15 protein-coding genes are annotated in these 14278 nt (G+C 64.8%); 12 read left to right on the forward strand and 3 right to left on the reverse strand.

Features of this window, described 5'->3' with window-relative positions:
- The first annotated feature begins 26 nt into the window (after positions 1 to 26).
- From ABVK50_RS27680 to ABVK50_RS27710, 7 genes are all read left to right on the forward strand, one after another.
- Positions 27 to 350, forward strand: a complete 324-nt coding sequence (locus ABVK50_RS27680; protein WP_353643536.1) for a lipopolysaccharide assembly protein LapA domain-containing protein — start codon at positions 27 to 29, stop codon at positions 348 to 350.
- Between the two features lie 34 nt (positions 351 to 384).
- Positions 385 to 1347: an ornithine cyclodeaminase family protein gene (locus ABVK50_RS27685; protein ID WP_353643535.1), complete on the forward strand. Its 963-nt coding sequence runs from the start codon at positions 385 to 387 to the stop codon at positions 1345 to 1347.
- A gap of 872 nt (positions 1348 to 2219) precedes the next feature.
- On the forward strand, positions 2220 to 2708 hold the full coding sequence (locus tag ABVK50_RS27690) for a DUF1772 domain-containing protein (protein ID WP_353645782.1): 489 nt from the start codon (positions 2220 to 2222) through the stop codon (positions 2706 to 2708).
- Positions 2709 to 2773: 65 nt separating this feature from the next.
- Positions 2774 to 3817 carry a class I SAM-dependent rRNA methyltransferase gene (locus ABVK50_RS27695; RefSeq protein WP_353643534.1) on the forward strand — a complete coding sequence of 348 codons (1044 nt, stop codon included), beginning with the start codon at positions 2774 to 2776 and terminating at the stop codon, positions 3815 to 3817.
- Positions 3814 to 4665 (forward strand): RNA methyltransferase, encoded by an 852-nt coding sequence (locus ABVK50_RS27700; RefSeq protein ID WP_353643533.1) that lies wholly within the window; start codon positions 3814 to 3816, stop codon positions 4663 to 4665. Before ABVK50_RS27695 ends, ABVK50_RS27700 begins: the two co-directional genes overlap by 4 nt.
- Entirely contained in the window at positions 4662 to 5156 is a 495-nt protein-coding gene (gene lspA, locus ABVK50_RS27705) for a signal peptidase II (protein ID WP_353643532.1), read from the forward strand. Before ABVK50_RS27700 ends, lspA begins: the two co-directional genes overlap by 4 nt.
- Positions 5157 to 5215: 59 nt before the next feature.
- Positions 5216 to 6205, forward strand: a complete 990-nt coding sequence (locus tag ABVK50_RS27710; protein WP_353643531.1) for an MDR family oxidoreductase — start codon at positions 5216 to 5218, stop codon at positions 6203 to 6205.
- A gap of 15 nt (positions 6206 to 6220) precedes the next feature.
- Here ABVK50_RS27710 and nhaA read toward each other — a convergent pair whose 3' ends face one another.
- Positions 6221 to 7402: a Na+/H+ antiporter NhaA gene (gene nhaA / locus ABVK50_RS27715; protein ID WP_353643530.1), complete on the reverse strand. Its 1182-nt coding sequence runs from the start codon at positions 7400 to 7402 to the stop codon at positions 6221 to 6223.
- Between the two features lie 148 nt (positions 7403 to 7550).
- Here nhaA and ABVK50_RS27720 point away from each other — a divergent pair, with 148 nt between their 5' ends.
- The 3 genes from ABVK50_RS27720 to ABVK50_RS27730 all read left to right on the forward strand — a co-directional run bounded on the left by ABVK50_RS27720 (position 7551) and on the right by ABVK50_RS27730 (position 11211).
- Complete coding sequence (locus ABVK50_RS27720; RefSeq protein ID WP_353643529.1) at positions 7551 to 9839, forward strand: ATP-binding protein; 2289 nt, start codon at positions 7551 to 7553, stop codon at positions 9837 to 9839.
- Positions 9840 to 10013: 174 nt separating this feature from the next.
- Entirely contained in the window at positions 10014 to 10847 is an 834-nt protein-coding gene (locus ABVK50_RS27725; RefSeq protein WP_353645781.1) for a GNAT family N-acetyltransferase, read from the forward strand.
- 109 nt (positions 10848 to 10956) lie between these two features.
- On the forward strand, positions 10957 to 11211 hold the full coding sequence (locus ABVK50_RS27730) for a hypothetical protein (RefSeq protein WP_353643528.1): 255 nt from the start codon (positions 10957 to 10959) through the stop codon (positions 11209 to 11211).
- Here ABVK50_RS27730 and ABVK50_RS27735 read toward each other — a convergent pair whose 3' ends face one another.
- Together ABVK50_RS27735 and grpE are read right to left on the reverse strand one after the other, a co-directional pair.
- Positions 11212 to 11844: a trimeric intracellular cation channel family protein gene (locus ABVK50_RS27735; RefSeq protein WP_353643527.1), complete on the reverse strand. Its 633-nt coding sequence runs from the start codon at positions 11842 to 11844 to the stop codon at positions 11212 to 11214.
- 136 nt (positions 11845 to 11980) lie between these two features.
- Positions 11981 to 12616, reverse strand: coding sequence for a nucleotide exchange factor GrpE (grpE, locus tag ABVK50_RS27740; protein ID WP_353643526.1), 636 nt, complete (start codon positions 12614 to 12616; stop codon positions 11981 to 11983).
- Positions 12617 to 12835: 219 nt separating this feature from the next.
- Here grpE and ABVK50_RS27745 point away from each other — a divergent pair, with 219 nt between their 5' ends.
- Positions 12836 to 13108 carry a hypothetical protein gene (locus ABVK50_RS27745; protein WP_353643525.1) on the forward strand — a complete coding sequence of 91 codons (273 nt, stop codon included), beginning with the start codon at positions 12836 to 12838 and terminating at the stop codon, positions 13106 to 13108.
- Positions 13109 to 13186: 78 nt separating this feature from the next.
- Positions 13187 to 14212, forward strand: coding sequence for a fatty acid desaturase (locus ABVK50_RS27750; protein WP_353643524.1), 1026 nt, complete (start codon positions 13187 to 13189; stop codon positions 14210 to 14212).
- Positions 14213 to 14278: the final 66 nt, after the last annotated feature.

Consider the following 14278-nt stretch of genomic DNA (forward strand, 5'->3'; position numbering starts at 1 on the left):
TGCATATCGGCTCTTTGGAAAAACACATGCTCAACCGTATTCTGCTCGTCGCCGTCGTTGTCCCGATCGCGATCATCCTGATCGCGCTCGCGGTCGCCAACCGCGCGCCGGCCGCCTTCACCCTCGACCCGTTCAACCCCGGCAATCCGGCGCTGACGGTGCAATTGCCGCTATTCTTCCTTCTGTTTGCCGCGCTGGCGCTCGGCATGATCATAGGCAGCGTCGCTACATGGTTTCGGCAGGGGCGCTACCGCAAGCTGGCGCGCCAGCGCGCACGCGAGGCCGAATTGCTGCGCGAGGCGGCGCCCCGCCCCGCCAGCCCCAACGCGCCGTCACTGCCGAGCCAGTGAGACTTCTCCGGCGCAACCGAGACAGGACAGACAAATGATGACAATTTCGGCCGGCGAAGTCGACCGGGCGCTGACCTTTCCGGGGCTGGTGGAGACGCTCCGCACCGCCTTCCGGGAAGGCGCGGTGCAACCGGTGCGCCATCACCACACGATCGAGCGCCCCACGGGTGCGGCCTCGACGTTGCTCCTGATGCCGGCCTGGACCGACTTCAACGCAGCCCATGCCAAAGGCGGCCATATCGGCGTCAAGATTGTCACCGTCTCGCCCGACAACAACGCCATCCAGAAGCCGGCCGTGATGGGGCTCTACCTGCTCCTCGACGGGATAACCGGCGAACCGCAGGCGCTGATCGACGGTCAGCGGCTGACGCAATGGCGCACCGCCTGCGCCTCGGCGCTCGCCTCCAGCTACCTCGCCCGCGAGGCCGCCTCGAAGCTGCTCGTCGTCGGGGCGGGCGCATTGTCGCCTTTCCTGGCCAGGGCGCATTCGGCCGTGCGTCCGATCCGCGAGATCAGGATCTGGAACCGCACCCAGGCTAACGCCGAAAAAGTCGCGGCGGAGCTTCGTTCGGAGGGTCTTCCGGCCGCGGCAGCCGGCGATCTTGACGCCGCCCTCGGCGACGCCGATATCATCTCCTCGGCGACGATTTCGACCACGCCGCTCATCAAGGGCGCGATGCTGAAGCCCGGCGCGCATGTCGACCTGGTCGGCGGCTTCACGCCGATGATGCGCGAAAGCGACGACGACGCGATCCGCCGCGCCCGGGTCTATGTCGACACCCGCGCCGGCGCGACCAAGGAGGCCGGCGACATCGTCCAGCCGCTGGTGTCGGGCGTATTGTCGAAGGACGCGATCGTCGCCGACCTGCACGAACTGGCGCGCGGTGAGAAAAAGGGCCGCGAGACAGTGGACGAGATCACGCTGTTCAAGTCGGTCGGGGCGGCGCTGGAGGACCTTGCGGCGGGGATCGCGGTGTACAAGGCTGTGAAGGGCTGAAGACGGCGGGTTCGTGCGCCGTGCCTGAACAAGCGTCCGCCACCGGCGCCGTTGATCCTCCCCCGTTTGCGGGCAGGGCGATCGCATATTGAACATGCTTGCAGGCGGGCCACGGTGGCCGCCTGTTCTGCATCGCTTTTGACTGCCGATAGATCGAGGAACGAGCGGAGAGTGTCGGGAATCCATGCCTCGCCGTAGAGGACACCAGAATCCCCTCAGACATGGGCACCCGGTTCGCTCGCATCTGGTTTGCAGCCATATGCGATTGCCCTCCTCGGACCCCGAAGGCGGTGGAGCGGGCGGGCCGCGAACCACTCTTCACGTGTCGATACGGAGCCGCCGCCCCTCCGATGTGGACAAACCCATCGCCAACAGCGGAAATAACGCTGTCATTTCAATGGCTGGCGAGAAAAATACGCGAAATTTGCGCCTCACCCCTGCCCCCTCCCGCATAGTCACCGGCAGTTTCTCCCGCGGGAACACCGGTCGCGACGGTGATCTGTGGGGAGGAACCGGCGCCTCCGGCGCATGGCTAACGTGGCCATGCGCCCGGGCAGGTTCCGTCCTGTATAGACCGAGAGAGCTCCCGTTCGATGCCCGCCGCCTTGCTGCCGCCCGAATACGACGCCGAGGCTCAGGTCCGCACCGCCGACGCCAAGGGCCGCATCCACTTCGCCGGCCACAGACTATACTGCTCCTTAGCCTTCGCCGCAAAGCGCCTGGCCTTGCTTCCAACCGACCAGGACGGCCTGTTCGAGCTGTGCTACCGTCCCGTGAGCGAAAGAAATCCAGCGTGGCAACGGAGAAGCTTGTGCAAATCACCTCCAGCCCTCTGCGGGAACCTGCTCCACACCATGGCGTTGGGCGCTATCATGACCATCCGCACGCCTCTCGTCATATGGTCGGTGCTGACCGCGACCATCGCCGCGCTCAGCCTCGGGCCTTCCTTTGCCCATGTGCTGGAATCGCTGCCGCGGCTGACGCAATGGTCGCCGGAACTGTGGCGCGAGGCCACCGTGTTCAACGCCCAGTTCTGGCTGTTCGCTGCCGTCGGCGCGCCCCTCGACCTGTCGGCGCTCGCCTTCCCGGCGATCCTCGCCTTCATGCTGCGGCGCAACCGACCGGCGTTCTACTTCGCAATCGCGGCGGCGCTGCTCTACGCCGCCTCGCTCGCGGCATGGTTCCTGCTCGTCGCACCGGCGAATTCGGTGCTCGCCACATGGAGTCCCGGGCCGATCCCGGAGAATTTCGACGCGATCCGGCTGCGCTGGGAAACCGGGCACATGGCGGTCGCGGCGATCAAGCTCGTCGGCTTCGTCATGATCGCGCTTACGCTGGTCTCGATCCGCCGCAGTGACTAGCCTTTGTTGCGCCGCCGCATGCGCTGTGCCAAAAGCGGCCCGATGCCGCCGGGAGACGCCTCTTCTTGAAACCTTCGCGTGACAAACGCCGCGAGAGACGCCCGGAGCGCGAGCGGCCGAAGCCCGCCGCGGTTCGCTCGGAGCCGCGCCCGGCGCCGAAAATCGAGGAACCGGCCGCCAGGCCGCGCGTGCTTGCCCGCCGCGTAGGCGCGCTTCCGGCCGAAAGGCTGCCGGTCATCCTCGAAGTCGCGCCCAATGCCGACTATGCGCTGATCGACAGCGGCGGCGGCGAGAAACTCGAGCAATACGGCCCCTACCGCATCGTGCGGCCCGAAGGCCAGGCGATCTGGCAAAAGGCGCTGCAGGCCCGCGATTGGCAGCAGGCGGACGCCATCTTCACCGGCGACACCGACGAGGGAGGCGTGGGCCGCTGGCGCTTTCCGAAAACGCCGCTCGGCGAGACATGGCCGATGCGCCATGACGGCATCGATTACGTCGGCCGCTTCACCTCGTTCCGGCATGTCGGCGTCTTTCCCGAGCAGGCCTCGCACTGGGACCATATGGCCGGGTTGATCCGCGACGCGAAACGTCCCGTGAAGGTGCTCAATCTGTTCGGCTATACAGGACTGGCGTCGCTGGTCGCCGCCCGCGCCGGCGCGGAAGTGACCCATGTCGACGCGTCGAAAAAGGCGATCGGCTGGGCCCGCGAAAACCAGCAGATGGCGAGGCTTTCCGACAAGCCGATCCGCTGGATCGTCGACGACGCGATGAAATTCGCCGAGCGCGAGGAGCGCCGCGGCAATGGGTACGACATCATATTGTTCGATCCGCCGGCCTATGGCCGCGGGCCGAAGGGCGAGGTCTGGCAATTGTTCGAGGATCTGCCGGGGCTGGCTGATATCTGCCGCGCGATTCTGACCCCAAAGCCGCTGGCCGTGGTGCTCACCGCCTATTCGATCCGAGCTTCGTTCTTTTCGATCCACGCGCTGATGCGCGACACGTTTGCCGGCATGGGCGGGACCGTCGAATCCGGCGAGCTCGTTATCCGCGAGAAGGCCGCCGGTCGGGCGCTTTCCACCTCGCTGTTCTCGCGCTGGGTGGCTCAATGAGTGAACGCCACGGCGCGCCGGGCCAGGTCAAGGAGGTCACCAGCCTCGCCAATCCGCTGATCAAGGATATCAAGGCGCTGGCGCTGAAGAAATTCCGGGACCAGCAGCATGCCTTCATGGCGGAAGGACTGAAGCTGGTGATAGACGCGCTCGATCTCGGCTGGTCGATCAAGACGCTGGTCTTCGCCAAGGCCGGGCGCGGCAACGCAGCAATCGAGAAGGTTGCGGCGCGCACGGTCGCTGCCGGCGGTACGGTGCTGGAAGTTTCGGAAAAAGTGCTGACGGCGATCACCCGCCGCGACAATCCGCAAATGGTGGTCGGCGTCTTTGCGCAGCGCCTCATGCCGCTAAAGGATATCCAGCCGAAGAGCGGTGACGTCTGGGTAGCGCTCGACCGGGTGCGCGATCCAGGCAATCTCGGTACGGTGATCCGTACCGTCGACGCAGTCGGTGCGAGCGGCGTCATCCTGGTCGGCGAAACCACCGATCCCTTCGCGGTCGAGACCGTGCGGGCGACCATGGGCTCGATCTTCGCCGTGCCGGTAGCGCGTGCGACGGTTGAGGCTTTCCTTGCCTGGCGCAAGGGATTCCCCGGCCTCGTAGCAGGCACCCATCTGAAGGGCGCGGTCGACTATCGTTCCGTGGATTACTCCGGCCGCCCGGTCGTGCTCCTGATGGGCAACGAGCAGCAGGGGCTGCCGGACGAACTCACCAATGCCTGCGACAAGCTCCTGCGCATCCCGCAGGCCGGGCGCGCCGATTCGCTCAATCTGGCTGTCGCCACAGGAGTCATGCTGTTCGAGATCAGGCGCGGCGCATTGAAGCTGGGCGCGGAGGATTCGCAGTGAATTTCAGGTCGCTTGCACCCTATGCCGGCCTCATCGTGGCCGCCGTCGCGCTCGATCAGTGGATAAAGCGGCTGGTCGAAACCGGGCTTGTCCTGCACGAGCAGGTCGACGTCCTGCCCTTTCTGGCGCTCTACCGCACCTACAATACCGGCGTCGCCTTCTCCATGTTCGAATGGGTCGGCGATAAAGGACTGATGGCGCTATCGGTGGCGGTCATCGCCTTCGTGCTGTTTCTGGCAAAGCGGACGGAACCCGATCAGGTCATGGCGCGGATCGGCTTTTGCCTGATCATCGGCGGCGCGATCGGCAATCTCATCGACCGCGCCATCTATGGCCATGTCATCGACTACATTTATTTCCACACGCCGGTCTGGTCCTTCGCCGTGTTCAACCTCGCCGACGCCTTCATTTCGGTCGGCGCGTTCATCGTAGTGCTGGATGAATTCCTCAACTGGCGCAACGAAAAGCCGGTGGGACCTTCGGACGATTGATTTTGCTGGGCGGCAACCACAAGGTCGCACCGAAATCCACTACAGACGAGGAGAGAAAAATGCCCGAAACCTTCAAAGCCATCCTCGTTTCGCGCGGCGAAGACAAGAAGCAGTCGGTCGCGGTCACCGAGATTTCCGAAAACGAGCTGATGGAAGGCGACGTAACGGTCGCCGTCGAGGCGACGACGGTCAACTACAAGGACGGGCTGGCGATTACCGGCAAGGCGCCGGTAATCCGGCGCTTTCCGCTGGTGCCGGGCATCGACTTCGCCGGCACTGTCCTGGAATCCTCCAATCCCGAATGGAAGAAGGGCGACAAGGTCGTCCTTAATGGCTGGGGCGTCGGCGAAACCCATCACGGCGCCTATGCCGAGCGCGCCCGCGTCAAGGGCGAGTGGCTGGTGCCCCTGCCCGAAGGCATGAGCCCGCGCGACGCCATGGCGGTCGGCACTGCCGGCTATACGGCCATGCTTTGCGTCATGGCGCTGGAGCGCCACGGCATCACGCCTGATCGTGGGCCGGTGGTGGTGACTGGGGCTGCCGGTGGCGTCGGTTCGGTAGCTATCTCGCTCCTTTCCAGGCTCGGCTATCGCGTCATTGCCGCCACCGGCCGGACCGCAGAGGAAGCCTATTTGCGCGATCTGGGTGCGGCCGAAATCATTTCGCGCGACGAGCTTTCCGGGCCGGCCAAGCCTCTCGCCAAGGAGCGTTGGGCCGGCGGTGTCGACGCGGTCGGCAGCCACACGCTGGCCAATGTTCTGTCGATGACCAATTACGGCGGCGCGGTCGCCGCCTGCGGCCTGGCGCAAGGTATGGACCTGCCAGCCAGTGTCGCCCCTTTCATCCTGCGCGGCGTATCGCTGCTCGGCATCGATTCTGTGATGGCGCCAAGGGAACTCCGTCTCGAAGCCTGGCGGCGGATCGCCTCCGAACTCGACCACGCCAAGCTTGCGGCGCTGGCGACGACGATCGGCTTCGACGGCATCATCGACGCCGCTCACCGGATCATGGACGGAACCGTCAGGGGCCGTGTCGTCGTCGAGGTGTGAGCCGGGCGGCGGCAATCAGGGCTGTTTGGGAAAATCGGCCTTGGTCAGACGCAGAATCAGCCAGCCGACCAGACCGGCGGCGGTCGAGCCCAGGAGCACGCCGAACTTCGTCTCGTCCTGCAGTCGGGCCGAATCGGGGAAAGCCAGCAACCCGATAAATAGGCTCATCGTGAAGCCAATGCCGCAAAGCACGGCCACGCCGTAGAGGTGCGACCACGAGGCGTACCGCGGCATGTCGGCAAACTTCAGCCGGATCGCCAGCCAGGCAAAGCCGAAGACGCCGATCTGCTTCCCGGCGAAGAGGCCTAGGGCGATGCCGAGCGGCACCGGTTCCGCCAGCTTAGCGAAGGTGAGGCCGGCGAAGGATACGCCGGCATTGGCGAAACCGAAGACCGGAACGATCACGAACGCGACCCATCGCGCGAGCGCGTGCTCGAGTCGGTGCAGCGGCGATTCCGGATGATCGCCGGTCGAGACTTTCAGCGGTACGAACAGCGCCAGTGCGACGCCCGCAAGCGTCGCGTGGACGCCCGACTTCATCACGAAGAACCAGAGCACCGCGCCCACGACCAGATAGGGCGCAAGATGCTTGACGCCGGTCCTGTTGAGCGCTGCCAGAACGAGTAGCGTCGCGGCCGCAAGACCGAGCATCAGCGGCGAAAGTTCGGCTGTGTAGAAGACCGCGATGATCAGAACCGCGCCGAGATCATCCAGGATGGCCAGCGCCGTCAGGAAGATTTTCAGCGAGATGGGCACGCGCGGACCGAGCAGCGACAGCACGCCGAGCGCAAAGGCGATGTCGGTCGCCGAAGGTATTGCCCAGCCGCGCAACTGCTCCGGGTTACCCCAGCTCAACGCGATATAGATCGCGGCCGGCACGACCATGCCGCCAAGCGCGGCAATGCCGGGCAGGACGCGGCGCGACCAGGTCGCAAGCTGCCCGTCCAGGAATTCGCGCTTAATTTCGAGCCCCACCAACAGGAAGAACACCGCCATCAGCGCATCGTTGATCCAGTGCAGCACCGACAGGCCGAAGACATAGCGGTGCAGGACGTCGAAATAGAGCGGCGCCAGTGGCGAATTGGCGATCAGCAGCGCCAGGGCGGCGACGAACATCAGCGTCAGCCCGCCTGACGCCTCGCTGTCGAGGAAGGACCGGAGAATCGATGGAGCACGGATCGGGATTTTTGTCTGCATGACCCCACATTCCACAAATCGAGCGGCGCCTCAACCGGAAGTATGAAGATGTACCTGCGTCAAACTGCGGGACCGATAGCGGCATACCGCTAAAATTCGAACGATCGTCCAAAAGCTTCTCTAAGCACTATCTGCCTATGAATGGGCCATGATCGCGGGATTGGACGAAGACAGGCGGATACGGGGGGTGGACCGCGCTGCCGGCGGGGGGCAGGCAGCGCAAACACGCAGCCATATCGCCGCACCGCCGCTCGAGCCTGCGCTTCCGCCGAAGCGCTTTCGCGCGCTGGCCTATGCCACCCTTGTCGCCGTCGTGATGCTTGCGGGCCTGGCCCGGTTGACCGGTGCACCGATTTTCATCAGCCTGTGCCTGCTCGCCACCGCCGCAGCCGGTCTTTTCGTTCTGCTGCGCAGCTATCGCGCCGAAAGGGAAACCGCCTCGATCATCGACAAGCGGGTCGCGCAGAGCCGCGCCGAGATCGAGACGCTTGCCGACCAGATGTGGGAGCTGCAGGAAAGCGAGGAGCGCTTTCATGGGCTGATCGACGCGCTCGGCGACCTAGTCGTGCACCGCGACCGCGACGGACGCGTCGTCTACGCCAACAAAGTATTCGCCGAACTGATCGGCATGGAGGCGCGCGATCTCTACGGCCAGACACTGTCGGAGCTCGGCATCGAGGTCGGCGTCGTGCCCGACGCGGCGTTCTCCGACGGCGAGTGCCTGAGTTCGACCGATGTCGCTATCCAGGCGCCGGGCGGGACGCGCTGGTTTTCCTGGATCGAACTCTCTGTGCGCGACAAGGCCAGCAAGAGCGTCTCGCACCGGGCGATCGCCCGCGACATCACCGCGCGCAAACGTGCCGAGACGGCGCTGATCAACGCCCGCGAGCGCGCCGAGCATGCGAGCCAGGCCAAGTCGCGCTTCCTGGCGACTGTAAGCCACGAGATCCGCACGCCGATGAACGGCATCATGGGCATGGCCAAGCTCCTGGCCGACACCAAGCTTTCGCCGGAGCAGCGCACCTATGTCGGCGCGGTCTCGACTTCGGCCAGTGCGCTTCTGGCCCTGATCGAAGACCTCCTCGACTATTCGAAAATCGAGGCCGGGCGATTCGAGCCCGAGCCTCAGCCCATGTCGCCGCGCGATCTCACCGAAAACGTGGTCGAGTTGCTGGCGTCGCGCGCCTTCGCCAAGAATATCGGTTTGGGCTGCCATGTCGCGCCCGAAGTGCCGCACATGATCACCGCCGATCCCGGACGCGTCCGGCAGGTGCTGCTCAACCTCATCGGCAATGCGATAAAGTTCACCGATGCCGGCGGCGTGCTGGTTACCGTTAGCCGTTCCGGCACCGGGCGCTCCGGCATGATCCGCTTTTCCGTCGCCGATACCGGTCCTGGTCTGCGCCAGGCGGACACCGAGCGGATATTCGAGGAATTCGAGCAGGCCGACGGCACGTCGACCCGTGCCCATGGCGGCGCCGGCCTCGGGCTTGCCATTTCCAAGCGGATCGTCAATTCGATGGGCGGCTCGATTTCCGTCACAAGCGAATACGGCGCCGGTTCCGAATTCTCCTTCGAGATCCCGGCGGCGGCGGCCACGGAAGCCCAGCAGGCGCGCGGCACCGTGCTTTCCGGACACCGTGCCGTTATTCTTTCGAAAAACACTGTCGAGGCCGAAGCGATCGCCTGCACCATCCGCGCCCATGGCGGCTCGGCCGAGATCGCCGCGACTGTGGAGCAGGCGACCGCCTTCGCCGGCCATTGCGACGCCCTGCTTGTCGACGCCGCTCTCGAAGCGGGCGACGGCCGCGTGCTCAAGCGCCTGCGTCAGGTGGGGTTTACGGCGGGCGAGGCGATCACGCTGATCGCGCCGACCGACCGAGGCATGCTCGGGGAATTCCGGGCGAACGGCTATGCGACTTTCCTGGCGCGTCCGGTGCGCGGCGAAACCCTGCTGCGTGTCCTGCTTGCCGGGGCGGCAGCTCCGGCGGCACAGGGCCGAGCCCCGGCCAAAGCCGCATCGACGCCGGCGCGGCACGTCAAGCCGCTGGGATTGTCCATCCTGATCGCCGAGGACAACGACATCAACGCGATGCTGGCGCGCGCAACGCTGCAGAAGGCAGGCCACAGGGTGGAGATCGTCGGCAACGGCAAGGCGGCCGTCGAGGCGGTGACGGGCGCCGGGCCGAAACACCGCTACGACGTCGTGCTGATGGATTTGCACATGCCGGTCATGGACGGCCTCGATGCGATCGCCGTCATCCGGCGGCACGAGGAGGAAATCGGCGTCGCACCGGTGCCGATCATGGTGCTGTCGGCCGACAATCAGGAAAAGACCCGCCATGCGGTTCTGGCCCACGGCGCCAGTGGTTTCGTCACCAAGCCGCTCGACCCGGAAGCGCTGGTCGAAGCGGTCGAGGAGCAAGCGGCCGCGTAGATCGATCATCATTAGCCGGCATTGGTCACCTGTTGCCGCTATTTCGCCGTTCGACTAGAGTCACAATCCTGTTGCACTGTCCCGCTAGTTCCGCGGCATGAGGATGCTCTAGGAGAATCACCCGTGCAAACAGCGTTGCCCGTGATGGATTGTCCCCCAGGTCCCAATGGCGGCATGGCCGCTGCGCGCGGCTCGGAGCCAGACATCGAGGTCGCCATTCTCGGCCGGATCGGCACGCTTCAAGTTCGGCTTGCGCGCAACGAGGCCGAAATAGCCGCGGCGCAGGAGGTGCGCTACCGCGTCTTCTACGACGAGCTCGGCGCCAAGAGCGGCAGCATCCCGTCAGAGCGGCGCGATGCCGACCGCTTCGACGCGGCCTGCGACCATCTCCTGGTCTTCGACACCGCGCTTGCCGGCCCCGAGCACCGCCGCATCGTCGGCACCTACCGGCTTTTGCGCCAGGAAAAGGCGTTGGCGGCCGGCGGCTTCTATTCGGACGGGGAATTCGAGTTCGGGAAGCTCGTCGCGCGTCATCCCGGCCAGCGGTTCCTGGAACTCGGCCGCTCCTGCGTGCTGCCGGAATATCGCTCGAAGCGGACGATAGAACTGCTCTGGCAGGGCATCTGGGCGTATATCCGCCATTACCGGATCGGCGTCATGGCAGGGTGCGCCTCGTTTCCCGGCACGGTGCCTGCGGCCCATGCCGAGGCGCTTTCATATCTGGCGCATCACTGCCGGACGAGCGCCGAATTCGATGTGCGGGCGGTGCCCGAGCGCTACCGCAACATGGATTTGATGCCCGCCGAAGCGATCAATGTCAGGTCGGCGGCCATGGCCTTGCCGCCGCTAATCAAGGGCTATCTGCGTATCGGCGCGAAAGTCGGAGACGGCTGTGTCGTCGACCATGAGTTCGACACGGTCGACGTCTTCGTAGTCATGCCGGTCCGGGAGATCGGCCAGCGCTACATCAGCTACTATAGCGGGGAGACGCATCGTTTCGCCGCGTGAATATTTTTCGCCAGCCGAGCTTACTCCTGCTTTCGAAAAGCTGAAGCAGGCGGCGCGAGGCCTGCCGGAAATAGCCGACAGCAGCTGGTTCAATACGCCATCGCTGAAGGTGCGCACAAAGTCGCTCTGCCGGGTCAAGGATCCGGATACCGTGGTGGTGATGTGCCCGCTGGAGGAGAAGGAACTTCTGATCGCCGCGGCGCCTGAAATCTACTACGAAACCGACCACTACAAGGGCTGGCCGGCGGTCCTCGTCCGGATTCATGCCATCTCAACCGCCGAACTCGCCCTTCGCCTTGAGCGCGCCTTCGCCATGCAGGCGCCGAAGACGGTGCTCAAGGCGTGGCGGAAACAGAGCGTCTGATCAGGATATGTCTTCCGGGTTCCTTCCCGGCCGGCTGCGGTAAGCCGGAAACGACCAGCCGAATTTCAGCGCGCCGCCACGTACGATGAAGGCAGCCGCGAACGCGATCAAAGCAGAAGCGATGGTAGGAAATCCGGCGAGATCGGCGCCGGTGAATACCGCAGCGCCCGTCACCGCCGCGGTGACGTAGATTTCCGGGCGCAGCAGGACCGAAGGCTCGCCCGTCAACAGATCGCGCAATATGCCGCCGAAAGTCGCCGTCAGCATGCCCATGATGATCGCGACCGTCGGCGAGCCGGTGATCGCCAGCCCCTTGGCCGCGCCCATGACCGAATAGGCCGACAGCCCGACCGCGTCGAGCCAGAGGAGCAGCCTGTAGCGCGATTCCACGAAATGCGCGGTGAAGAAGACGATGACCGCGACCGCCGCGCAGACCAGCACATAGCCGCGGTTGCCGACCCAGAATACCGGAACGTCGAGGATGAGATCGCGGAAGGTGCCGCCGCCGATGCCGGTGACGCTGGCCAGGAAAAGGAAGCCGATAATGTCGAGCTGCTTGCGCGACGCGGCGAGTGCGCCGGTGGCGGCGAAGACGGCGACGCCGGCATAGTCGAGAAGCAGGATCGGATTCATGAGTAGGGAGTAGGGAGTAGTAGCTTACCCGGCCTTGCGTCGGCGCAATAGCTTGAAATGACGGCAAGTCCTACTATCGCAAGGAACTCCTGCCGCTCCTCCTATTCCCTATTCCCTATTCCCCACTGCCTAACCCTCACGCGTCCTTCTCGGCCTGTTCGTTGACCGGCCCCGGCTCGGGCGGCGCATCGTTTGCCGCCTGCTTAGGGCCGCCCTTGGCCACGCCAACCATGGCCGGGCGCAGGACGCGCTCGCCGATCGAATAGCCGGGCTGAACCACCTGCACGACCGTATTGGCCGGAACGTCGGGATTGTTTACCTCGAACATGGCCTGATGGAAGTTCGGATCGAATTTCTCGCCTTCGGGCTGCAGTTTCTTGACGCCGTGGCGTTCGAGCGCGGCCAGCATGGCCCGTTCGGTCATTTCGACGCCTTCGATCAGAGCCGTGAAGCCGGCGTCGCCCGAGGCTTTCGCCTCGGCCGGAATCGCGTCGAGGGCGCGGCGGAGATTGTCCGAAACTGACAGCATGTCGCGCGCAAAATTGGCGGCCGAATAGGCGCGGGCGTCCTGCAACTCGCGCGCGGTCCGGCGGCGCAGATTCTCCATGTCCGCCGCGGCACGCAAAGCGCGGTCCTTGAGCTCCTCGTTTTCCTTCAGGAGCCGCACGAGCGCTTCGTAATCGCCATTGAGGCCATCCTCATTGCTCTCCGGCGTCGCATCGGCCGTCTCGTTCTCGTCAGGCGCGCGTTCGTCTTTTATCTGGTCGCTCATCGCCACATCCCGTCGCTCAGAAAGGGTTGGAAGTTGCGCCCGATATCGAGCTTCGGGTTCCAAAAATCAAGGGCAAAGGCTTCCGCAGCCTCCGTGGCGAGGCCGTTGGACAACCGTTCCGGGCTGTCCGGACCAGCCTCTGCGCGGCAGCCGTCGAGGCCGTTCGATATTAATTAAAACTTTACCGTACCCCTCAGTTGCGCTTGCAGCAGGGCAGAAATGCAGGAACCATTGCTTTGCGCAGGGAGTTTTAAACGCGAACAGACTGGCCCTGAAATGATGACCCGCGACACGCAGCATCCCGTGAAAAGTTTATCGCCGGAAGTCCGGCGCCAGATGGGCAGCGACTCCATGCGCAGGTTCGTGCGGTCGTTGCCGCCTTTCGCGGTGAAACCGGATGTGCCGGCGCATTTGCGCGATCTGCTCGATCAACTGGACCGCGCCGAAAAGAAAACTCGGGCCCGCTCGGGCAAGAACAACGGCCATTCCTGACGATTCGCCGCAGGCCGTCCCCACGATTCACCCGCGTCCCGACTTGCACCGGCCTCGAAGCGCTGCCAATGGTCCGGGATGAACATGATGCCCCCAAAATTCCCTGCCGGCACGGACGACCGCGCCTGGCTCAAGATCCTCGCGCGCTACCGCAAGCCTGACCGGCTGCGTAGCGCCTTCGAACTGGCCGTCACGGTCGTCCCCTTCGCTGCGCTCTGGGCGCTGTCATGGGCAGCGGTGGCATACGGCCAATGGTGGGGGCTGGTCTTCACCATCCCGGCCGCCGGCTTTCTCGTGCGCCTGTTCATGATCCAGCACGATTGCGGCCACGGGTCGTTCTTCGCCCACCGCCATACCGACGACTGGACCGGCCGCGCGATCGGCGTGCTGACGCTTACGCCTTACGACTACTGGCGGCGTGCGCATGCCGCCCACCATGCCTCGGCCGGAAATCTAGACGAACGCGGCGTCGGCGACATAACCACGCTGACCGTCGCGGAATACCAGGCGCTGTCGCGCTGGGGCAAGCTTCGCTACCGCCTCTACCGCCATCCCGGCGTAATGTTCGGCATTGGTCCGGCCTGGCTGTTCCTGATCCAGCAGCGGCTTCCCTTCGGCATGATGCGATCGGGGCTGACCCCGTGGGTCTCGACGATGGCAACCAATCTCGCCATCGCGACGATCGCGGTCGTCCTGATCTGGCTGGTCGGCCTCGTGCCGTTCCTACTTGTCCACCTGCCCATCGTCATCATCGCCGGCGCCGTCGGCGTCTGGCTGTTCTATGTCCAGCACCAATTCGAGGACACGCATTGGGCGGAAGACGACCAATGGGAGTTCCAGAAGGCGGCCCTGCACGGCTCGTCGCATTACGATCTGCCGCGCGTGCTCAGGTGGCTTACCGGCAATATCGGCATTCATCACGTGCATCATCTGTCCAGCAAGGTTCCGCACTACCGGCTCCCGGAAGTGCTGCGGGACTATCCGGAACTGCGCGATGTCGGGCGCATAACGATCCCCGACAGCCTGCGCTGCGTCAAGCTCGTGCTGTGGGACGAGAGCCGGCGCAAGCTGGTGTCGTTCCGCGAGGCGCGCGCCGCCGCCTGACGGTCCAGCCACGTCCGGATCGGCGATCCAGACGGACGTCCGCATCTATTTGATAGTTTTGTTGCC

The organism is Mesorhizobium sp. WSM2240, assembly GCF_040438645.1.
Taxonomy (GTDB): Bacteria; Pseudomonadota; Alphaproteobacteria; order Rhizobiales; family Rhizobiaceae; genus Allomesorhizobium.